Source organism: Saccharopolyspora sp. NPDC045839, assembly GCF_056431645.1.
The window spans coordinates 21,229-42,154 of record NZ_JBWKKH010000057.1 but is presented as its reverse complement, the minus strand read 5'-3'; the positions used below and the strand labels follow the sequence as shown (position 1 = coordinate 42,154).

The following is a 20,926-nucleotide window of genomic DNA, read 5'->3' as shown; positions in this document are numbered from 1 at the left end:
CACCGCCAGCCCACGCAAAATCACCACGATCGTCCGCGCCGCACTCACCCTCACCCACCACGAACACACCAAAACCCACTGAGATCACCTCAATGGAAATTGCGGATCAATCTGGGGACGGCCATCAGCGCCGACGCCGCCGCGGTGGCGGTGGCCAGCACGAACGCGGACCGGGCGGAGGCGACGTCGAGCAGCGTCCCGGCCAGCGCCGAACCGATCGCGTTGCCGACCCCGAACGAGGTGATCATCCAGGCGTGCGCCTCGGTCAGCGTCCCGTCCGGCGCCATCCGGGCGATGAGCGCGAACGCCGACGCCAGCACGGCGGGCAGCGCGCATCCGCTGAGGAAGGCCAGCGGGAACATCAACGCGATGCCGGGCGTGAGCACCAGCGGCAGGTACCCAGCGGCGAGCAACGCCAGCAGCACGAGCAGCCGGCGGTCTTCGCGGTGCGCCGCGCGCACGGCGGTGTACCCGATCCCGCCCGCCAGCGCCCCAGCCGCGTTCAGCGCGATCAGCCAGCCCGCGTGGGCGGAACTTCCCTCCGCCTCGGCGTATCCGGTGATGCCGACGGTGAAAACTCCGATCGTGACCCCCACGCAGACCAGCACCGCGAAGAGCCGGAGCACTCCCGCACCGCGCAGCGGCCCGGCCCAGTGGCGTTCCACCCGCGTGCCGCGCCACGCCCGGGCCGGGCGGGCGGTCGCGAACCAGGCAGCACCGGAAAAGCCCAGCACCGCGGCGGAAACCAGACCTGCGGCGGGGCCCGCGACGGCGATCGCGCCGAGCACCACCAGCGGGCCGGTGACGAAGATGAGCTCCTGCGTCGCCGCGTCCAGGGAGAACGCGGCCCTGACGTTCCGCTCGCCGGCCACCACGTGCTCCCACAGCACCCGCAGGCACGGTTCGAGCTGCGGTGTGGCCGCGCCGGCGACGACGGCCGCGATCGCGCCGATCGCCGGGCTGCGCACCGGATCCGCGAAGGCCAGCACCAGGAGCGCGGCGGCCGACACCGAAGCGCTCACCAACAGCGCCGGGGCCTGGCGCGTCCGGTCGATCAGCCGGCCCATCACCGGCCCGCACACCGCGGCGCTCGCCGCGTAGAGCGCGATCAGGAAGCCCGCCAAGCGGTAGTCACCGCCGCCGCCGCGAACGGTGAGCAGGATCGCAAGCGGCGCCATGCCGGTCGGCAGCCGACCGATCAACGACGCCGACAGCAGGCGCGGAACATGACGAGAACGCAGCACCGCACCGACCGGAGTCCGCCCGCTGCTCAACGTCTGATCGGCGTTCACAGCGCACCACCGACCGGAAGCGCGGGCACGCCGCGCGACGAAGCCTCGACCGCCACGCCGCTGGAACCCGGCCCGCTGCTCGCCGGCAGAGGTGCTCGCTTCAGCGACACCCACCGACTGCATCGGGTTCCCTGCTCGCCCGCTGGACGAGCTGGTCCGGGTGAAGGAGGTGGAATGCGGTCACCGCGCTCGGTCAGGTAGCTCATTCGACCACGTCGTCCTGTTCTCCAGTCACGATCTTCTTGATGTTCTCGTAGCTCGTGGTGCCCGCGTCGAGATAGGCAGAGTGTCCATTGGCCGGCTGGTTCTTGCCTCGGGCGTCGGTGGACAGTTCCGTCGCGCCGTCGAGCTCCCCGGTGCGGAAGAGGCTGCCCATGGCTTCGACGATGTCGTTGTTGAAGTCGAACTTGCCGTGCAGGGAGACGGTCGCAGAGCGACTCCGGCATATTCGGCGAGTCGTGTCCGATCCAGGTCACGCCGGCCACCGACTTGCCTTCGTCGTGCAGCCGGGTCATCTCGCCCTGCTTGAGCTCCAGGGTGCCGCCGACCGTCGAGTTCATCAGGGGATCTGCACCGCGACGTGGTCGGCCGTGTCCACGTTTCCCGTGGCGACGGCGGCCTTCGGCCACTCCTCCGACATGTCCAGCAGCAGGAGCTGCCGGTCGCCCCGCGCGAGTTGCTTGTCGATCGCGTGGATCGCGGCCATCTTCTCTCCGCGTCGGTGAAGGCCCACGACGTGGAGAGCTCGTCGGTGAAGCAGCCGGTAGATCTGCTCTCCCGGGTCGCTGATGCCCAGGCCCTGCAGCATAAGAATCCCCAGCCGTCGCCCCGCCCCAGAACAAGATCGGGATCATACCGGCAGGCCCAAACCCCCTCGGGGACGCCGCCGTTCACCCGTTCGCATGTACTATGCCGCCTGTCATAAATTACCGAACGGAAGTTTCTCGGCCGGCTGCTCGGCATGCGGTTCGACGAGGTTGACCATTCCCCGGACGGAAGGTGAACTGTTCGTGCTCGATTTCGCCGTCCGCACAGGATGATCCTGACGTGCCGTCGCAACAGTCCGAAGAGGACTCCGCGAAATCCGCTGCCATCGCGGCGAGTGCCGTCCGCGCCTTGACCGCTCTTCCCGGTCACCGGTTCCCTGTGGGTATTTCTGCCTACACCGCACGGATTCCGGACGGCCGAAGGGCTCAGATCACCACCGCCGGTCGCGACCGAGCGCCGGAATCGTCGGCGGCAGGTGGTATATCTGAACCGCACGAGGCCGCCGGGGACGCGAAGCGGCCCAGCGCATCGGCTTTCCCTCCCGCCAACGGAGACTCGGCCGTGACCGGGGTGCCGCGCGCGCCCCGATCGCAACCTCCGGCACGGTCCCGCCGCCCACCGCGCGGCCCGAACCCGCGCCCCCACCAGCGGGCGCACCGCGAAAGGAAGTTCCGCCATGCCCACCACCGCACCCGAGCCCGGGAACCCGGCGGAGCAGGTACCCGCGCGCCCGTTCCAGGTGGACCTGCGCGGCGTGGTGGACCTGCTCAGCAGGCACATCTACTCCAGCCCGCAGGTGTTCCTGCGGGAGCTGCTGCAGAACGGGCGCGACGCGATCGAGGCCCGCCGGCGGCTGGACCCGGCGGCCCCCGAGGGGCGGATGCGGATCATGCCCGCCGCCGCGGGCCGGCCCGACTTCACCTTCACCGACAACGGGATCGGGCTGACCGCGGCCGAGGCCACCGATCTGCTCGCCACCGTGGGCCGCTCCTCGAAGCGCGACGAGGTGCTGAACCTGCGCCGGGAGGACTACCTGGGCCAGTTCGGCATCGGCCTGCTCTCCTGCTTCATGGTGTCCGACCACATCACCGTGCTCAGCCGGTCCGCGCGCGGCGGCCGCGCCATCGAGTGGGTCGGGCACGCGGAGGGCACCTTCCACATCCGCGAGCTGCCCGAGGACCAGACCGACGCGCTGCCGATCGGCACCACGGTGCGCCTGACCCCGCGCCCGGACGAGGCCGAGATGCTCTCCGCGGCCCGGGTTCGCGCCCTGGCCACCCGGTTCGGCCAGTACCTGCCGCACCCGGTGGAGGTCGCCGCGCCGGACGGCACCCGGGACACCACCACCCGCGCGCCGGTGTTCCTGAACCCGCACGCCCACCCCGAGCAGGTGCTGGAGCTCGGCATCGAGATCGTCGGCGCGAAACCGCTCGCCGCGTTCCCCGTCGAGGCGCCCGGCACGGGTACCCGGGGCGTGGCGTTCGTGCTGCCGTACGCGCCGCCGCCCGGCGGGAACCAGGCGAACCGCGTGTACCTGGGCCGGATGCTGCTGAGCGAGCGGGTGGACGACCTGCTGCCCGACTGGGGTTTCTTCGTGCGGTGCGTGCTGGACACGACCGACCTGAAGCCGACGGCGTCCCGGGAATCGTTCGTGGGCGGCGACGACCTGGAGCACACCCGCACGGAGCTGGGCGCCCAGCTGCGCCGCTGGCTGCTCGGCACCGCCCGCACCGACCCGCACCTGTTCGGCCAGGTGATGGGCGTGCACCAGCAGGGCATGAAGGCGCTGGCCGTGCACGACGCCGACCTGGCCCGGATCCTGTTCTCCTGGCTCACGGTCGAGACCAGCGCGGGCACCATGAAGGTCACCGACTACGCCGCCCTCACGCCCCGGGTGCGCTACACCGAGACCGTCGACGAGTTCCGCCAGATCGCGGCCGTGATCCCGGCGGACGCGCCCATCGTGAACGCCGGGTACGCCTTCGACGCCGACCTGCTGCGGCAGCTGGTGGAGCTCACCCCGGGCCTGGCGCTGGAGCGGGTCAGCGTCACCGCCGAGCTGGACAATCTCAACCCGCCGCCGCTGGCGGACCGGGAATTCGTCGTCGCGCTGGAGGATCGCGCCACCGCGGTGCTCGCGGACTCCGGGGCGGAGGCGGCGGTGCGCATGTTCGCGCCGGTGGACCTGCCCGCGCTGTACGTGGCGGATCCGGAGGTGCTGCGGCACATCGAGCGCTCCAAGGCCACCGACGTCGCCCCCACCCTGTGGGCCGGCCTGGTCTCCGACGCGGACGCGTTCATGGCCAGGCACGCGGCCGTGCGCGGCGCGGACGCGACGGCCCGGCTGTGCCTGAACTGGTCCAACCCGCTGGTGCGGCAGCTCGCGGACGTCCGCGACGAGGCGGTGTTCTCCCGCTCGGTGCAACTGGTCTACCTGCAGGCGATGCTCGCCGGCCACCGCCCGCTGTCCGCCCGCGATCGCCGTCTGCTCACGACGACGATGACCGATCTCGTCCACCTGTCCATCGGATTCGAAAGCGACCTGGCATGAGCGACGCCGCCAAGACCATCACCGGCCTGCTCGAAGAGGCCGACCAGACGCCGTACGGCGCGCCGGAGCGCGCGCTGCTCGACCAGGCCATCGCGCTGTCCGAGGAGGCCGGGCACGAGGAACTCGCCTACGCGGCGCGGATGCGCCTGGTGACCTCGGCGAAGATGACCGGCGACACCGACGGCATGCTCGCCGCCTTCGCCTGGTGTCTGGGCAAGTTCGACTCGGACCCGGTCCGGTTCCCCTCGGAGCTCACCGGCGCCGCCGATTCCTGGGACCTGCTCTGGTACTTCAAGTGGATGGCCTCCACGGTGACCGGCAGCCTGCAGTTCTCCTCGGCGCAGCTGGAGGCCGTGCTCGCCGACATGGACCGCCGCTACACCGAGGCCGGCGCCGGCCGCTCCGGCGTGGTGCAGTCGCTGTTCTCCTCGTCCGTGGAGACGGGTCGGCTGGCGGACGCCGAGCGGTTCCGCCTGGAGCTGGAAGCCCTGCCCAGGGACGAATACTCGCACTGCGAGGCCTGCGCGCGCAGCGAGTTCGCGGACTACCAGCAGACCATCGGCGACGACGCGGCCGCCGTGGCGCTGTTCGACGAGATCCAGGAGCAGCAGCTCGGCTGCGGCGAGGAACCGGAGGGCAACGAGGCCGATTCGCTGCTGCCGCTGCTGAGGCTGGGACGTGGCGAGGACGCCGCCGCCGCGCACATGCGCGGCTACCGGGCCGCGCGCGGCAACCCGGACAACATCGCGATGATCGCCCGGCACTGGGTCTTCTGCGCGATCACGGGCAACGAGGCACGCGGATTGGCCTTGCTGGAGCGGCACATCCGCGACCTGATGGTGGACCCGATGAACGACCGGCAGAAGTTCGCCGGGTCGTGCGCCGCGGCCGTGCTGCTCGACGCGATCACCCGGGCCGGTCAGGGTTCGACGCCGGTGCGGCACTCCGACGACCCGGTGCTGGCGCCGCTGCTGGGCGACCACGCCGGCCCCTGGACGGCGTCGGAGCTGGGCGCCACGTTCTGGGCGACGGCCGACCGGCTGGCGGCGGCGTTCGATGCCCGCAACGGCAACGACTTCCACACCCGGCAGGTGGCCCGGTCCCGGGCGCTCGCCGACGAGCGCTACGACCTGCCGCTGGAGTCGAGCACCTACACGCCGGTCGTGGCAGCCGAGGTCACCACGACCGAACCGACCACGGCCGAGGACTGGCTGCGGCGGGCCGGTGAGCGCGCCGCGACCGGAGATCACGACGGGGTCATGGACGCCGTCGAGCGCGCTCTCGCCGCAGGTGGGCGGGAAGTCGCCGCGGACGCCTACCGCGTCGCGGTGCAAGCCCTGGTCGCGAGGGATCAGCACGAGCAGGCCGCAAACGCGCTCGCCGACCGCGGGAAGGCGCTGCGCGAGCTCGGCCGGGATGACTACGCCGACGTCGAGGACCAGGTCAGTCTCGCCCTGTACGGCACCGCGACCGCGGCCGACCTGCCCGCGTTCGACGCCGCGATCGAGGACGCCCGCGCCCGCGCCGGCCGGGACGTCCTGGCCGATCTGCTCGCGACCCGGGCGGACGTGCTCGGCACCGAGGAGCGCGTCGACGAAGCACTGCGCGACGCGCAGGAAGCGGCGGCCCTGCTCGTGCCGGTGGCGGAGCCGACCATCGCCGAGCGGCAGCTGCGCAACCACGCCGTGCTGCACCGCACGTTCCTGCTGCTGATGGCGCAGCGGTTCGGGGAGGCCACAGGTTCCATCGACGACCTGCTCCGGGACGCCGGGATCGGCAGGCAGACGCGCCAGGCCGGGCTGCGGATGAAGGCGCAGGCGCTGGCCACCCAGGGCCGGCTCGACGAGGCCCTGCAGGCGGCCGAGGAGGCGCTGTCCCTGCAGGTGGCCATCGGCGGTGCCCGGCTGGTGCTCAACGCCGCCGGCCTGAGCGCACAACTGCTTTCGGACCTGGGCCGCGACGCCGAGGCCGCGGCCCGCATGCGGTTCGCGCTGCGGCAGGCCGAGTCCGCCGGGATCACCGGCGCCTTCGCCGAGAAGTTCCGGCTCGGGCAGTACCTGACCTGGTCGGACCAGGCCGACGAGGCGATCGAGGTGATCGACGAGGTCTACCGCGGTGAGTCCGAGTCCGGGGCGCCGCCGGTCGCGCTCGGCGAGACCATGCTGGGCCTGGGCGTCGCGGCCCTGCGCGGCAACCAGCCGGGCGTCGCCTACGGCGCGTTCCAGCGGGGGCTCGGGCACGCCGTCGAGGCCGAGCACCTGCCGCTGCAGGTGGGCCTGGCGACGCAGCTGGCGCGGATGCTGGTGCAGTTCCGCGACGACGAGGCCATCGAGGTGATCGACGCCGTGCTGGAACGGGCGCGCGCCGCCGGGGACGGCCAGTCGGCGCTGCGGATGCTCAACGAGCGCGGGCTGGCCAAGGCGAACCTGGACGACGAGTCGGCCATCGCGGACTTCGAGGCGGTGATCGCCGAGGCGAACGCCGCGGGCGAGGCCTGGCTCGCGGCCGACGCCACCGACTCCAAGGCGCGCGAGCTCGCCGGTGCGGAACGCCACGACGAGGCGGTCCAGTGTGCCTTGGCGGCAGCGGACGGGTACGCCGCGAGCGGCGACGCGAACGCGGGCGCGAACAGCGAGTTCCTGGCCGCTCAGATCCTGCGCGGCCAGGGTCGCGCGGACGAGGCGCTCGCCTGCTACACCTCGGCCATCGAGCGGGCCGAGGCGCCCGCCCTGGTCGAGCGCCTGACCGAACAGCGGGCTGAATACCTCGCGGAACTGGGCCGCAGAGAGTGATCCACCGATGCTCTGTCCACAGTAAACGGTCGCGGGCCGGAACCGGCCTGCGCCGAGAGGATGGGGTCATGAGGATCAGCGCGTCGATGATGCTGTTGCCCGGCGTCGTGCTGACAGTGCTCTACATCAAGGCAGGCTCGACCGCGACGGCCGCCGACGATGACGTGGTGTTCGCCTGGCTGGGCTGATCGACGAGATCGACCTGCACATCGCGCCGGTCCTGCTCGGCGACGGCGTCCGGCTGCACGACAACCCGGGCGGCGCGCCGATCCGGCTCCACCGGGTCGGCGCGAGCGACCCGGCATCGGCCATCGACGTGCGGTACCACCCCACCGCAGCGGCGGAGCAAGGCACCGCTCTCGGTCCACTGTGTACGGTTCTGCTCCGGTCAGGATCAGCTCGGCGACGGGCATGGCGATCTGCGCGAAGAACGCCCGCACCTGCGGGCAGGTGCGGGCGTGCTCGGGCCTGTCAGAGGTTCTTCTGGATCAGCTCGACGTACCGGTCGATCATGTGGTCGCGGATCCCGTCGGCAGCGGGCGCGAACGCGTCGCCGGTGAACCCCTTGACCTTGTCGGTCAACCCGGCGGTGAAGGTGATCTTCTCGTGCAGCTTCCCGCGGCTGTCGAAGTACCGGACGTCCTCGACGTGGTGGAACACGGGCTCCGGCGGGAGCTGCGGGACGACGTCGTTGTTGTTGACGAACCGGAACACCCGCTCGGCGAGCGCCTGGTTGTACGGAGTGGCCAGCAGGCGGTCGCAGGTGCGCGGCTGCCCGAAGGTGTAAACGCCGTCCGGGAGCAGCTGCGGGTCTTCGAAGAAGATCCGGGCGGAGGCGAGCATGGCCAGCGCTCCACCCAGGCTGTGCCCGGTGAACCACAGGCTCTGGTCGTTGTCCCGGAGCCGCTGCACCGCCTCCCGCACCTGCGGGTAGATCGAGTCCAGCGCGCGGCTGAAGCCCAGGTGCACGAGCCCCTTGCCGGCGGGGCCGGGAGCGGCCAGGGTGTTGGTGTCGGACAGCCAGTCCTTGATCTTCTTGGGCTCGGTGCCCCGGAAGGCGACGACGACCATCTTGTCGCTGCCCGCCGCGAAGGCCTGCGTGTCCTCGATGGGGAACGACTCGTCGAGCTCGGCGTGGAAGTACTCGCACCGGTCGAAGCCCCACTCCCGCGTGGTCTCCCGGATCGTCGCCTCGTTGTCGTAGGCGAGCTTCGCCGCCTTGGCCAGCCAGTACGCGTGCTGCAGCCGGTAGCCGGTCACCGCGTGGTCGAATTCGAGCACCGTCATCGTTGGCCTCCATGAGAAGTCGCAGTTCTCGCCGGGTCGGCGCCGGGGCGCCAAGCGCGACTATGGCAAGGGATGGCGGCGCTCATGTGCCTGGTCACTGGAAGGGATGGCCCCTGTGGCCCGGTTCAGCGACACGTCCGGAAAAGCCCGAAAGTACGACGCATTCGCGGGCCCGGGCTTGCACTCAACCCGGGTTGAGCCAGCATGCTGCCCTCCGCCGCCCCACCCGGCCCGAAGGTGTGCCGGCGGCATCGGTTCTTCCAGCAGGAGAAGGGAAAACATGCACGCGCAGTCCTCGCCGCCGAAGGTCGCCGCGCCCGCTGTGGTGCTCGCGCTGGCCTGCGCCGGCTCGTTCGTGGTCGTCCTCGACGCCACGATCGTGTCCGTCGCGCTGCCCGCCATTCGCGCGGAACTGGCGTTCGGTCCGGCCGCGCTGTCCTGGGTGGTCAACGCCTACACGCTGGTCTTCGCCGGATTCCTGCTGCTCGGTGGGCGGTTGGCGGATCTCTTCGGGCAGCGCGCGATGTTCGTGCTGGGAGTGGGCCTGTTCACGGCCGCCCGGCTGGCCGGCGGGCTGGCCGGGTCGGCCGAGCAGCTGCTCGTCGCGCGGGCGGCGCAGGGCCTCGGCGGGGCGCTGCTGATGCCGGTGACGCTGTCCCTGCTGACCACGACCTTCACCGAGCCCGGCAGGCGGGCCCGCGCACTGGGCACCTGGAGCGCCGTGGGCGCGGTCGGGGCCGCGTCCGGCCCGGTCATCGGCGGCGTGCTGACGCAGTGGGCCGGGTGGCGCTGGGTGTTCTTCGTCAGCGTCCCGGTCGGCGTGCTGGCCGTCGCGGCCGCCGTCGCGGTGCTGCCGGGCCGGGCGGCCGCCGGAGCCCGGGCACGGCTCGACGTGATCGGCGCGGTTCTGGCGACGGCGGGCTTGGGCGCGCTGGTGTACGCGGTGATGCAGCCCTCCGTCCAGGATGCCCTGCCGCCGTTGTTCGGCGGCCTCGCACTGCTCGGGATTTTCCTGCTGCACCAGGCGAAGTGGGCGGCAGACCCACTGCTGCCGCTGGAGGTGTTCCGGCTGCGTTCGGTCAGCAGCGGGAACCTGGTGATGTTCTTGCTGGGCCTGGGTTTCTTCGCCAGTCCCGTGCTGCTGTCGCTGTACTTGCAGGACGTGCAAGGCTATTCGCCGCTGCGAGCAGGCCTCGCCTACCTGCCGATCGGATTCGCGATGTTCTGCGGCGCGCAGACCGCCGGAGCACTGTCGATGCAGCTGGGCGCCCGCCGCGCGGCCGTGCTGTGCTGCCTGCTCGGCGGCGCCGGTTTCGCCGGGGTGGCGGCGCTGATCGGCGTGCACGCCTCGTACCTCTCGTCGGTGCTGCTGCCGGGGATCCTGCTGGGATTCGGGACCGCCGCCGCGTTCACCCCGATCACCATCTCCGCCACCGGCGGCGTGCCGCCCCGCCACAACGGCCTAGCGGCCGGGCTCCTCAACACCGTCCGGCAGACCAGCGGCGCGATCGGGCTGTCGGCGCTGACCGCGCTGACGGCCGCCATCGCGTGGGAACCGGGTGCGGAAGCGCTCGCGCACGGCTACGCGGTCGCGTTCACCGCCTCCGCCGCCTGCCTGGCGGCCGCCGCGGGCGTCGCGGCGCTGGCCATGCCGCGCCGCTGATCACGGCAGGTCGACGGCGGCGCGGAAGCGCGGGCACCGGTCGGGGCCGGACTCGTGCCGGCAGCCGAGCAGGTGGTTCAGGTACGCCCGCGCCGCGTCCAGCGCCGCCTGCTGCCGCTCGATCTCCGCGATCCGGGCGGGAACGGTGTCCTGCCAACCGGATTCCGCGTCGAGCATGGCCGCGATCTCGTCGATGCTCATCAGCCCGGTCGTGCGCCACAGCTTGATCAGCGCGATCCGGTAGAGCTGATCGGCGTCGTAGCAACGCTGCCCGCCCCGCCGCTGCGGGCTGATCAGGCCGCGCCGTTCCCAGTAGTGCAACGTCGAGATCGCCAGGTCGAAGTGGTCGGCGACCACGCGGATCGGGGTCAGGGCGCTCACTGCGCTGATTCTATCCGGCACCGAACGGCACCCACCTCTGGTCTGTTCGCAGTTTCAATCGAAACCACGAACCGCGACTATCCACTTCGGACGGTGACTAGAACGGGGCTTCCCGGCCGAGCAGCTCCTTGAGCGCGTCGTCGATGAACGCGGTGTCCACCGGGTTGAGGCCGCCGCCGGCGAAGTGCCCCCAGGCACCGGGGATGACCCGCAGCTCCGCCCCGGGGATGCGGGCCTGCTCCCATTCGTTGTCCTCCGGCGGGAAGTACAGGTCCTGCTCGCCGGGCATGATGATCGTCGTCGCCCGGATGCCCGCGAGCGCGTCCTCGACACCGGCGTACCCGGGGGTGCCGCCGAGGTCCGCGTGCTGCCAGGTCCACAACATGGTCAGCAGGTTGTTCGCGTCCCGCTTGAGGAACAGGCCTTCCCAGAACCCGACCAGGAAGTCCTCCAGCGAGCCGTAGCCGAGCGGCTCCCGCGAGTAGATCCGCTCGCGGTAGAACTGCTGGCAGAAACCCCATCCCGCGTAGACCCGGGCCATCGCCCGCAGCCCGGTCACCGGCTGCTCCCGGTACCAGCCGTGGTGCCACTGCGCGTCCGCGGTGAGCGCGGCCTTGACGCCTTCGAGGAAGACGAAGTTGTGCGGGCTGGTCTTCGCCGAGCCGCAGAACGGCAGGATGCGCCGCACCATCTCCGGGTAGCTCAGCGCCCACTGGTAGGTCTGGCCGGCGCCCATGGACCACCCGGTGACCAGCTCCAGCCGTTCGATGCCGAACCGCTCGGTCACCAGGCGGTGCTGGAGGCGGACGTTGTCGTGCATCGTCACGTCCGGGAACCGCGCCCGGTCGTGCGGTTCCGGGGTGTTGCTGGGCGACGACGACAGGCCGTTGCCCAGCATGTTCGGGATGATCACGAAGTACCGCGACGGGTCGAGGGCCATGCCTTCGCCGATGAGCCATTCGTTGTTGTAGTGCTGCCCCGAGTACCAGGTCGGGTAGACGATCGCGTTGTCCTTGGCGGCGTTGAGCTCGCCGTAGGTCTTGTACGCCAGCTTCGCGTCGCGCAGCGTGGCACCGCGCTGCAGCCGGACGTCGCCGAGGTCGAACACTTCGTAGTCCATCGCGGCCTCCTCGTCACCCAGGGTGGTCCCGCCGGGCGGTTCGAGCGGGCACGGAGGTCGTCCGGCGGGCTGCCCACCAATGTAGGTCCGCTCGCCGGAGGCGCCCGGCCGCGCACGATCGGCGACCTCCGCACGTCCCCCAGAAGGGCGGCAGCGGCCGACGCGCCATCCGGCCTGCCACGCCGCCGAGCGAACTTCGCGAAGGATGCCGGTTCGTGACCGGAATCGACGAAGCCCTGCAGCTCTACCCGGAGCTGGCGGTCCTGCTCGGGCTGTCCCTGTGGACCTTCTGGAGCCTGACCGGCGCGGCCGGGCGCCGGGAGTGGCTGTTCGGGGTGCTGAACTGGCCGGAGCACAGCGACGCGTTGTGGATCGCCGATCGCCACGAGGCCCTCGCGGTCCGGCTGCTCGTCGACTCGCCGGACCGGCGCGGTGGGGTCGTCTGGCGGCATTCGGGCACGTTGGCCGCCGCCGTCGAGGCCCTGCGCAGCCTCCCCGCACCCGGCGAACCCGGCGCCCCGCACCGGGTCATCCAGTCCGGGCCGTTCTGGCCGTCGCTCGACCTCCGCTGACCCCGCGCCGCGGTCATCGCGCCCGCGGCCGCGCGGAGTCGAACGCCTGCCTGGCCCGGTCGCGGCGTTCCAGGTCGGCGAAGAACCGGACCATGCCGGCCTGCCCGCGCAGGCTGGCGGCCAGCTCGCGCCGGTCGCACTCCTCGGCCGGCCGGCCCGCGAGGACGTCCCGGGTGGCCCGGTCCAGCTCGTCCGCCAGCCGCTCCAGCAGGGCGGCCCGTTCGGCGTGGTCGTGGGTGATAGCGCAGCGCCGCAGCAGATCCCGCATGGGCACTGCGGTGGTCCGCGGATACATCGAGAAGGGCACGTCCGCAGCTGTCATGCGCTCTCTCCCTGATGTTCGGTGTCAGGCCGAGTACTACCGCATTCGCCAAACCCGGGCAGCGCGCCCGCAGTCCGCCACCGGTGCTCCCGAGGCACCCGCAGAACGCATTCCCCCAGCGTGCCAAGGTCCAGCCACCCGACCGAGCGGACTTTGCCCAACGGCGCACGACGAACTCGGATCCCGGTCGGGACCTCTCCCGGGGCCGCCGTGCAAGGGTTGCGCAGATCCAGCCGCGAGTGCCGGCGGAATCCGGGGAGTGGGCATGTCCCGAATCACCGAGCGTTTTTCATCCTGGTCGGCCCGCGCCCTCGACCGGCAGTGCCGACCCCGGCCGATCGCGCGCCCTGGGGGTGCGTGCGACCGGGGGTCGGCCACGATGCGGAACGATCGGTGAATTGCGGGGAAATTGGCCGGTAAGTGAGGCCGGCCGCCGCCGCGGGCTCACTACGTTGACGATCTCGGTTCGTTGCCTGTGCCTGCGGAGGCGGTCGTGGACGGATTTCCCTGGGAACTGGCGCTCGCCATGGTCGGTGCGCTGGTCCCCATCATCGCCTTCCTGTGGGAATTCGCGTTCGTCGGCCGCAAGCGGCTCGGCTACCGGGTGCAGATGGACACCACGCCCACCGATGTCAGCGCCCTCTACGCGGGCGCGTGGCGGCGGCTGGAGCGGGCCGACGGCGGGCGGTTGGTCGACCCGTCGTTCGTCCTGCTGCGCATCGAGAACACCGGCACCACCAACATCGCCGAGGGCGACTACGGCTTCCCCGAGGACACCTCCGTGGGCATCCGCGTCAGGTTCCCCGGCCGCCGGGTCGCCGGCGTCGTCGTCACCGAGCTCAGCGACCCGTCGCTGGCGACGTACTTCGACGCCAAGGCGCCAGGGCTGGGCATGTCGGACGTCGAGGAGGCCGACCGGACGGTCGGGCTCGTCGAGCTGCCCAAGGTCAAGCTGAACAGCTCCGCGCACTACAAGGTCCTGGTCGTCCTGGAACGCGCGGGGGACGACGGCGGCGGGATCCCGGATCCCGAGGTCGTCGGCACCATCAGCGGCGGCGTGGGCAGCGGGAAGGTGCACGAGACCAAGAGCCAGACCGGAACGCCCCGGTGGGTGGTGGCGCTGGTGTGCTTCCTGCTGATGGTCAGCCTCGTCGAGCCGTTCATCATCGACCTCACCAAGAACGAGGCCCGGCTGGACTGCGCCGCCGGGGACCTCACCATCACTGGCTCGACGGCCTTCGAACCCGTGCTCCGGGAGGCCGCCGCCGAGTACGCGAAGTCCTGCCCGGGGGCCAACTTCAAGTGGGAGATGCGCAGCAGCGCCCAGGGCCTCGAGCTGCTCAACAGCACGCGATCGCCCGAGGTGCTGGCGTTCTCCGACGGCCCCAAGGGCGACCGGCTGCCGGAGCTGCTGCCGCAGCCCGTGGCGTTCCTGCTGTTCACGATCGTCATCAACCCGGATGCCGGCGTCCAGGACCTCAAGCCGGCGCAGATCCGGGACGTCTTCAGCGGCCGGGTCGCCAACTGGCGGGCCGTGGGCGGCAACGACGTGCCGGTGCGCGTCGTCGACCGGGAAGCCCTGTCGGGCACCCGCGCCACCCTGGAGGAGCGGCTCCTCGGCGGGGACGTGGAGCCCGGCGAGAACTCCGACGACTGCGTGGAGCCCAGGAACGAGAGCCTGCGCGGCAGCGTCCTCCGCTGCCGACGCACCGAGACCCGCAGCCTGCTGGACACCGTGGCCAACACCCCCGGAGCCATCGGCTACAGCGAGCTCCGGGCCGCCGAGAACCGCCGAGCGGAGCTGCGCGAGGTCCGCATCGACGGCCACGAAGCCGGCCTGGAAGCGGCCGATCACGGCGCCTATCCGTTCTGGCAGACGGAGTACGCCTACACCTTCGGCGAACCCGCGCCGACCTCCCTGGCCGCCAGCTTCCGGCGCTACCTGACGAACCAGGTGGGCAGCGACATCATCCGCGCCTACGGCAACCGCCCGTGCGTGGAACTGGCGAACCCGGTGCTGTGCCGCCCCGAGTGACCGCCCGTCGACCCGCGGCGGCGTGATTCGTCCAGTGGCACGTGCACGTCCAAGTCTCGCGGCTCGGCCCCCAGGGCAGATTCAGCCCGCGCACCAGGAGGATTCCCGTCGCCGACGCCCCGGCCGGAGCGTCGCGCGATGCGGCGAGCCCTCGCCGCCTTGGTACACCGATGCCGCCGATCGGGCGTTTTTCGCGCGGATTCGCAACCATCCGGCGACGCGGAAACGAAGTGTGAAATGCGTTAAGAATTAATGAAACCGCTTCGCGGAAGCGTGCCCTGGGGGCAGCCTATCGCGGAATTCCGCCCTGAGACCGGGCGCATCCACGATTTCCACAGACGGCGAAATGCGCACTTCATCATTGCGAATTTGCTCATCTGAGCGAGTGCGGCGGACGGAGGACGATCTCCTGCGCCGTTCGCTTTTAGTCCACTGTGGACTGCCGGGTGAAACATCACACCGATGCCGCATTGCGTTCGCGCTTCCGGGATTGTCCAGGACTAAACCGAACCGCCCTGCCCGGATCCGACCTGGGAATACCGGGCAGGCGATCCGCACGACCCGGACTCGGAACATGCCTCCCGGCCGCCACTGAACAGCCCACCCCACCACCCCCGGATGGCGGATCTGTCGCCCCCGGAAATCACTCCACCCGCCGAAACCGGGAAGGTTGCGATGTTTTCCCGCATATCGATCTTCGTGGTTTTCCGCACAGTTTCGTGGTTTCCTGGCGGAACGGCGCTATGAGTTGATGGGCGAAACGGGCATGCTAGGGGAGCAGATGCCGAATAGCGATTACTGGGGCGGATCATCGAGGCGCGTCGCGGAGCACACCGCTGACGTTGAGCAGTTCCACGCACCGCCCTGCCTGCTGACCGGACGGCGGCGTGCCGGGCCTGGCGCAGCGCACGGTCGCGGTGACGTCCTCGCCGGCCGGGATCTCGATCGGCGTCACCCAGTGGTAGTCCTGGTTCCGGAAGGTCTCCAGCGCGATCGTGGTGATCGTCCGGTCGCCGAAGCGGATGGTGAGCAGGCCCTCGTCGCCCTGGTAGTTGGCCAGCACGAGGTCGGTCACGAAGAAGACCTTGCCCTCCGGGACCTGCGCGGAACGCGAGAGGTTGGCGCCGGGGTCGGTGCCCACCTCGATGGTCATCGAATGCTGCCCGCCGTTGCCCGGCGGAACTCCCGGAACGTCCGGTGGCGGCGGCGGGGGCGGCGGGGGCGGCGGTTGTTGCCCGGCGTCCGGGGGTTTGGGCGGTTCGGCGGGTGGCGGCGGCACGAGTTCGCCGTTCTGCGCCATCTGCTTCGCCTCCTCCCTGGCTGCCTCCCGCGCCGCGCTCCGCAGCGCCGGGCCCACCATGAAGAGCCAGGCCAGCAGCAGGGCCAGCAGCAACGCCAGCAGGGTGAGCAGCCACCGCGGCAGCAGCGGGAGCTGGACCAGCTCGCCGTCCAGCTCCTCCGGCTGCGGCGGCTCCCCCTCCAGCACCGCCGCCTCGGTCGCGGCCGTGATCAGGAACCGGTGGCCGGCCGGCTTGCCGAACCAGATGAGTCTCCTCGACCGCGCGCGCAGCCGGACCTCGGCCCGCTCACCGGGTTCGAGCGCGGGGCGATCCGACTCGAACCGGAAGTTCAGCTGCTCGGCCGGATCGGTCGCCGACAGCGGTATCGCCGCGGCCGTGTTGCCCCGGTTGTGCAGTTCCACCTCGTACCGGCCGGTCCGCCAGGCGCGGCGCCGCTGCGGGACGAGCGCGGCCTTGAGCCGGTGGAACGGGGTGATGATCACCGTCGTCTCGGGCACGGTCACCAGGTCGGGCCGCTCCACGGGCACGACCCGCACGGCCAGCGGCACCTCGCCGGCCCGCACCTCCGGCGACCGGGGTGGGCGCAGGTGCAGGGTCACCACGTCCTGGGTTCCCGGGTAGAGCGACAGCCGCGTCGGTTCCACCGTCGTCCAGGCCGCGCATTCGCCGACCACCTCGAACTCGTACGCCTCGACGATCTCGGTGTCGTTGCGCACGGTGAGGGTCGTGGTCGCCTCCCCGCCCGGATTCACCACCACCGTGGCGCTTTCGAGTTCGGCAAAAGGGCTCACCTCAGAAAAGCTAGGCGGCCCGTGCGGTTTCGAGCAGGGCGGTGAGGGCAGTGCGGGGGCAAGGCGGCTGCCCGCGGCAACGGCGCCGCGCTGCCCTCACGAGCGGCGGTCCCGCGCCGCAGGCCTGATCCGGCACCATCCGAAGTCCGCCCGGCGGCGGTGCCGTGGGCGCATCGAGCAGGACTCACCGAGAACACGCAGCGACAGGACCCGGTTCTAGGGAGAGGACACGATGACGAGAGTCCCGGTGGCGGTCTACGCAGGGGATCCCATTCTGGAGTTCGGCGTCACCCAGCAGTTGCGCCCGCGCCCCGAGGTGGAAGTGCTGAGACCGAGCGAAGAAGCCCGGGCCGAGGTGTCGCTGGTCGTGATCGACCGGCTGGACGACGCGGCCGGGCAGCTGCTCCGCCGGCTGCAGCGGACGTCGTCGGTGCGCACCGGCCTCATCGTCAGCGAGTTCGAGCAGGACGCGCTGCAAACCACCATCGAATGCGGGGTGGCGGCCGTCCTGCGGCGCCGCGAAGCGGACCAGGACCGCATGGTCGGGCTGATCACGGCGCTGGTCCGCGGCGAGGGCATGCTGCCCGGCGACATGCTCGGCCGGCTGCTCGACCACGTCGGGCAGCTCCAGCGCAGCGCCGCCGCCGCGGTCCGGCCGATCCTGTCGACGCTGAACACGCGCGAGGTGGAGGTTCTCCGCCTGATCGCCGACGGCTTCGACACCAGGGAGATCGCCGTCAAGATGTCCTACTCCGAGCGCACCGTGAAGAACATCCTCCAGGAGGTCACCACGCGCCTGCAGCTGCGCAACCGGGCGCACGCCGTCGGCTACGTCATGCGGCACGGCCTGATCTGACCCGCCGCCCGCCGGGCGTTGCCCGAAAGTGCCGGAGCCCTGCCCGCTCGCCTGCCTGTCGGGATCTGGGAGCCGGGCCGGGTGCCGGGACAGGATGCCGGGGTACCGGTCGCCTGTGGTGGAGGTCAACCGTGATCGCCAGCGTGCCAGGATTCCGGCGCGGCTCAACGCGTTTCGGGATCGCCCTGGTCGGCGTCGTGCTGTTGCTGGACGGGCTGATCAGCGTTCCGACCACCGCGGCGCAGGCGCCGCCCCGGCCGGCCGCCGAGCAGCCGCCGGCCCGCATCGCCTACTCGGGCACCGAGCACCGCAGCCTGGGCGTCACCACCACCGGGCTGCCCGGGCAGACGTCGACGCAGCCGCTGCTGGCCGAATCCCCGCAGCACTTCGACCGGGACGTGTCCTCGCGCGGCGGGCTGCTGGTGTTCACCAGCCTGCGCGACGAGTCCAAGCCGCAGGTGTACCTGCGGGGCGCCGATGGCGAGGTGCGGCGGCTCACCCGGGGCCGCGACGCCGCGAATCCGCGGCTCTCGCCGGATCTGCAGTGGGTGGCGTTCGACTCGGCCGAGACGTCGGGGCAGCAGACGCAGCGCGACATCTGGCTGGTGCGCGTCGACGGCACCGATGCCCACCGGCTCGCCGAGACCGCCGACAACGACACGCATCCCACCTTCTCGCCGGACGGTTCCCGCATCGCCTACGCCTGCGATGCCGGCGGCCGGTGGCAGATCTACGACCAGGCCTCCGGCGGGGGTTCCCTGCGGCGGCTGACCGACGAGCCGTCCGGCAGCGCGTTCCAGCCCTCGTGGAACCCGGTCGACGACGCCGGGCACCGGGACCGGATCGGCTACACCTTCGACCGGGACGGCAACATCGGCGACGCCTCCGATCAGAGCGTGCGCGTGCTCCGGGGCACCGGTACCGGCACGCCGCTGCTCCAAGACGGCTGGCAGAGCCGGGAGCCCAGCTGGCTGCCGAACGGCGACGGGTTGCTGTTCGTCAGCCCCAACCCGCAGCAGGTCGGGGGCGGCTACGCCACCGCGGCCGACGGCATCGACCGGGTCTACCGGGCCGACACCGCGACGCTGCCCGCGCCCGCGCCCCGGCAGATGCTGGAGGAGGACCGGCTGGTCGACTCCCCCACCTGGCTCTCCGACGGGGTCACCGGGCGCCTCGTGGTGGCCCGCACGACCGCGGAGCTCCGGAACACCGCGATGCTGCAGGACATCCGGCAGGACGGGTCGGATCCGCGAAGCCTGGGGGTCGACGTGCTCACCGAGGACCCCCAGGCGCTCGTCGACTCCCGGAAGCTCTTCGAACCGGACCCGGGCTTCGACCCGTGGACGCAGCGGCAGAGCTATTCCCCGGACGGCAGCAAGATCGCGGTCAGCCGGTTCGAGACCGTCGGCGGGCAGCGCGTCCAGCGGATCTGGATCGTCGGCGCCGACGGTTCCGATCCGCGGCTGCTGCCCATCGCCGACCGCAAGTCCGGCGACTGGGAGACCGACGCCGCGTGGTCGCCGGACGGCACGAAGATCGCCGTGGCCCGCAGGTCGCCCGGGGCGATGGAGGAAGGCCGCGGCCGGAGCCGGATCGTCGTCGTGAACGTCGCCACCGGCGAGGTCACCGGGCGCCTGCAGGGCGCGAACGCGGAGGAGGACGACACCCAGCCCGCGTTCTCGCCGGACGGCAAGCAGTTCGCGTTCAGCCGGGGCAGGGTCGCCGACACGGACAAGCGGAAGAACCACATCTGGATCGCCCGCGCCGAAGGCCTCGACCGGCAACGCGACCTGAGCGAGCTCGTCTGCCTGTGCGACGTGGTCGACGACAGCCCGGCGTTCGCACCGGACGGGCGCAGCATCGTGTTCAACCGCGAGCCCGACGGGTTGTACCGGATATACCTGGCCGACGACCGCTGCGAGGTGCTGCTGCCGAAGGGGCTGCCGAGCTGCGCGGACCGGCCCGACGGCGGGGACACCGGTCCGTTCCAGCCCCGGGACGCCAGCCTGGCGCCCGACGGCGAGCAGATCGTGGTGTCCGAGCGCCCGGTCAAGGACTTCAACCCGCCGGAACACCTGGCGGTCCTGGACGCGACGAAGGGCCGGCTGACCCCGATCACCGGCCGCCTCCCCGGGCGGCAGAAGGAACCGACCTGGCAGGCGACCATCGACCTGGCGCTGACCGCTCCCCCGTCGTCGGCGACCGTCGAGGCCGGGTCGTCGGTGCCGGTCACGGCCACCGTGCGCAACAACGGCCCGGCCTCCTCACCGGGCACGACGGTGACCCTCGACGTGCCGGACGGGCTGCGGCTGCAACGGCTCCGGGCGCAAGCGGGCAGCTGCGACGCCGAGCAGGCGCGATGCGATCTCGACGTGGTGCAGCCGGGGACGTCCATCCAGGTCACCGCGGAACTCGTCGGCGTGACCGCCGGGAACCACCGGCTCCGCTGGACGGCGGGCAGCTCGATGCAGGACTCCCGGCCCGACGACAACACCGCGACGACGGTCGTGCCGGTGGTACCGGTGCTGCCGGATCCCCCGCCACCGCCGGACGCCAATCCCGCCGTGGCGGTGGAAGCCCGGCCGAATCCGTCCTATGTGGGCGGTCGGACCGAGGTGACCTACACCGCGCGCAACACCGCTGCCGGCACGGCGACGGGCCTGGCCCTGGACATCGCGTTGCCGCCCGGTGTCCCGGTGATCAGCCTGCCGCCGGATTGCTCGGCCGTGCGGTGCGCCCTGCCGGATCTGCCTCCCGGGGGAGTCGTCACCAAGCAGGTGGTGCTGGCGCCGAACGCGGCGCTGGAGGCGGTGATCGGCGCAACGCTGCGGACCACCGGGACGGACGCCAACCCGGCCGACAACGCCGCGACCACCCCGTACCGCGTGCTGCAGCCCCGGATCGTGGCGGTGCCGAACATCGGCGAACCCGGCTTCGTGACCTCCGTCCGGGGCATCGACTTCCCGCCGGGAGCCCCGGTGCGGCTGCTGTGGACGCCCGGCATCACCGCCGCCGCGGCACCGACGCTGCCCGGCCCGGACGGCAGGTTCGCCGCGCAGCTGCTGATCCTGCCCAAGGACCGGACCGGGCCGCGCACCATCACCGCGTCGGGCCCGGGATTCGGCCCCGTCACGACGCGGTTCCTGGTGGTGGATCCCACGATCGCGCCGCCGGACATGGTCGGGCGGAGGTGAT

At 71.6% G+C, this 20,926-nt stretch carries 15 protein-coding genes; 7 read left to right on the top strand and 8 right to left on the bottom strand.

The window, feature by feature from the left end; all coding sequences use genetic code 11:
- Nucleotides 1-89: 89 nt before the first annotated feature.
- From AC07EQ_RS41710 to AC07EQ_RS41700, 3 genes are all read right to left on the bottom strand, one after another.
- Nucleotides 90-1,292 carry an MFS transporter gene (locus AC07EQ_RS41710; RefSeq protein ID WP_478393316.1) on the bottom strand — a complete coding sequence of 401 codons (1,203 nt, stop codon included), beginning with the start codon at nucleotides 1,290-1,292 and terminating at the stop codon, nucleotides 90-92.
- A gap of 202 nt (nucleotides 1,293-1,494) precedes the next feature.
- The gene (locus AC07EQ_RS41705) at nucleotides 1,495-1,668 is read right to left on the bottom strand and encodes a hypothetical protein (RefSeq protein WP_478393315.1); all 174 of its coding nucleotides are present in this window, start codon (nucleotides 1,666-1,668) and stop codon (nucleotides 1,495-1,497) included.
- 183 nt (nucleotides 1,669-1,851) lie between these two features.
- Nucleotides 1,852-1,998, bottom strand: a complete 147-nt coding sequence (locus tag AC07EQ_RS41700; protein ID WP_478393314.1) for a hypothetical protein — start codon at nucleotides 1,996-1,998, stop codon at nucleotides 1,852-1,854.
- A gap of 738 nt (nucleotides 1,999-2,736) precedes the next feature.
- Here AC07EQ_RS41700 and AC07EQ_RS41695 point away from each other — a divergent pair.
- Both AC07EQ_RS41695 and AC07EQ_RS41690 read left to right on the top strand, forming a co-directional pair.
- Complete coding sequence (locus AC07EQ_RS41695; protein WP_478393313.1) at nucleotides 2,737-4,611, top strand: HSP90 family protein; 1,875 nt, start codon at nucleotides 2,737-2,739, stop codon at nucleotides 4,609-4,611.
- On the top strand, nucleotides 4,608-7,403 hold the full coding sequence (locus AC07EQ_RS41690; RefSeq protein ID WP_478393312.1) for an ATP-binding protein: 2,796 nt from the start codon (nucleotides 4,608-4,610) through the stop codon (nucleotides 7,401-7,403). Before AC07EQ_RS41695 ends, AC07EQ_RS41690 begins: the two co-directional genes overlap by 4 nt.
- A gap of 471 nt (nucleotides 7,404-7,874) precedes the next feature.
- Here the strand turns inward: AC07EQ_RS41690 and AC07EQ_RS41685 are convergent, their stop codons facing one another.
- Entirely contained in the window at nucleotides 7,875-8,690 is an 816-nt protein-coding gene (locus tag AC07EQ_RS41685) for a lipase family protein (RefSeq protein WP_478393311.1), read from the bottom strand.
- Between the two features lie 280 nt (nucleotides 8,691-8,970).
- Here AC07EQ_RS41685 and AC07EQ_RS41680 point away from each other — a divergent pair, with 280 nt between their 5' ends.
- Entirely contained in the window at nucleotides 8,971-10,353 is a 1,383-nt protein-coding gene (locus AC07EQ_RS41680) for an MFS transporter (RefSeq protein ID WP_478393310.1), read from the top strand.
- Here the strand turns inward: AC07EQ_RS41680 and AC07EQ_RS41675 are convergent, their stop codons facing one another.
- Together AC07EQ_RS41675 and AC07EQ_RS41670 are read right to left on the bottom strand one after the other, a co-directional pair.
- A complete protein-coding gene (locus AC07EQ_RS41675; protein WP_478393309.1) occupies nucleotides 10,354-10,734 on the bottom strand; it encodes a MerR family transcriptional regulator in 381 nt (126 codons plus the stop codon). It lies immediately after the preceding gene.
- A 97-nt stretch (nucleotides 10,735-10,831) separates the two neighbouring features.
- Complete coding sequence (locus tag AC07EQ_RS41670) at nucleotides 10,832-11,854, bottom strand: alpha/beta fold hydrolase (RefSeq protein WP_478393308.1); 1,023 nt, start codon at nucleotides 11,852-11,854, stop codon at nucleotides 10,832-10,834.
- Nucleotides 11,855-12,069: 215 nt separating this feature from the next.
- On the opposite strand from AC07EQ_RS41670, the gene AC07EQ_RS41665 reads away from it, so the two are divergent.
- Nucleotides 12,070-12,426, top strand: coding sequence for a hypothetical protein (locus tag AC07EQ_RS41665; RefSeq protein WP_478393307.1), 357 nt, complete (start codon nucleotides 12,070-12,072; stop codon nucleotides 12,424-12,426).
- Between the two features lie 13 nt (nucleotides 12,427-12,439).
- Here the strand turns inward: AC07EQ_RS41665 and AC07EQ_RS41660 are convergent, their stop codons facing one another.
- Entirely contained in the window at nucleotides 12,440-12,748 is a 309-nt protein-coding gene (locus AC07EQ_RS41660; protein ID WP_478393306.1) for a hypothetical protein, read from the bottom strand.
- A 493-nt stretch (nucleotides 12,749-13,241) separates the two neighbouring features.
- On the opposite strand from AC07EQ_RS41660, the gene AC07EQ_RS41655 reads away from it, so the two are divergent.
- Entirely contained in the window at nucleotides 13,242-14,783 is a 1,542-nt protein-coding gene (locus AC07EQ_RS41655; protein WP_478393305.1) for a substrate-binding domain-containing protein, read from the top strand.
- Nucleotides 14,784-15,591: 808 nt separating this feature from the next.
- Here AC07EQ_RS41655 and AC07EQ_RS41650 read toward each other — a convergent pair.
- The gene (locus AC07EQ_RS41650) at nucleotides 15,592-16,875 is read right to left on the bottom strand and encodes a COG1470 family protein (RefSeq protein ID WP_478393304.1); all 1,284 of its coding nucleotides are present in this window, start codon (nucleotides 16,873-16,875) and stop codon (nucleotides 15,592-15,594) included.
- 232 nt (nucleotides 16,876-17,107) lie between these two features.
- Between AC07EQ_RS41650 and AC07EQ_RS41645 the strand changes: the two genes are divergently transcribed.
- Nucleotides 17,108-17,731, top strand: coding sequence for a helix-turn-helix transcriptional regulator (locus AC07EQ_RS41645; protein ID WP_478393303.1), 624 nt, complete (start codon nucleotides 17,108-17,110; stop codon nucleotides 17,729-17,731).
- Nucleotides 17,732-17,862: 131 nt separating this feature from the next.
- Nucleotides 17,863-20,925, top strand: a complete 3,063-nt coding sequence (locus AC07EQ_RS41640) for a hypothetical protein (protein ID WP_478393302.1) — start codon at nucleotides 17,863-17,865, stop codon at nucleotides 20,923-20,925.
- Nucleotide 20,926 lies beyond the last annotated feature (1 nt).

What these genes read in the sequence shown, in the direction of transcription:
- AC07EQ_RS41705 (WP_478393315.1), bottom strand. Translation starts at nt 1,668, where the DNA reads ATGGGCAGCCTCTTCCGCACCGGGGAGCTCGACGGCGCGACGGAACTG.
- AC07EQ_RS41700 (WP_478393314.1), bottom strand. Translation starts at nt 1,998, where the DNA reads ATGGCCGCGATCCACGCGATCGACAAGCAACTCGCGCGGGGCGACCGG.
- AC07EQ_RS41695 (WP_478393313.1), top strand. Translation starts at nt 2,737, where the DNA reads ATGCCCACCACCGCACCCGAGCCCGGGAACCCGGCGGAGCAGGTACCC.
- AC07EQ_RS41690 (WP_478393312.1), top strand. Translation starts at nt 4,608, where the DNA reads ATGAGCGACGCCGCCAAGACCATCACCGGCCTGCTCGAAGAGGCCGAC.
- AC07EQ_RS41685 (WP_478393311.1), bottom strand. Translation starts at nt 8,690, where the DNA reads ATGACGGTGCTCGAATTCGACCACGCGGTGACCGGCTACCGGCTGCAG.
- AC07EQ_RS41680 (WP_478393310.1), top strand. Translation starts at nt 8,971, where the DNA reads ATGCACGCGCAGTCCTCGCCGCCGAAGGTCGCCGCGCCCGCTGTGGTG.
- AC07EQ_RS41670 (WP_478393308.1), bottom strand. Translation starts at nt 11,854, where the DNA reads ATGGACTACGAAGTGTTCGACCTCGGCGACGTCCGGCTGCAGCGCGGT.
- AC07EQ_RS41660 (WP_478393306.1), bottom strand. Translation starts at nt 12,748, where the DNA reads ATGACAGCTGCGGACGTGCCCTTCTCGATGTATCCGCGGACCACCGCA.
- AC07EQ_RS41645 (WP_478393303.1), top strand. Translation starts at nt 17,108, where the DNA reads ATGACGAGAGTCCCGGTGGCGGTCTACGCAGGGGATCCCATTCTGGAG.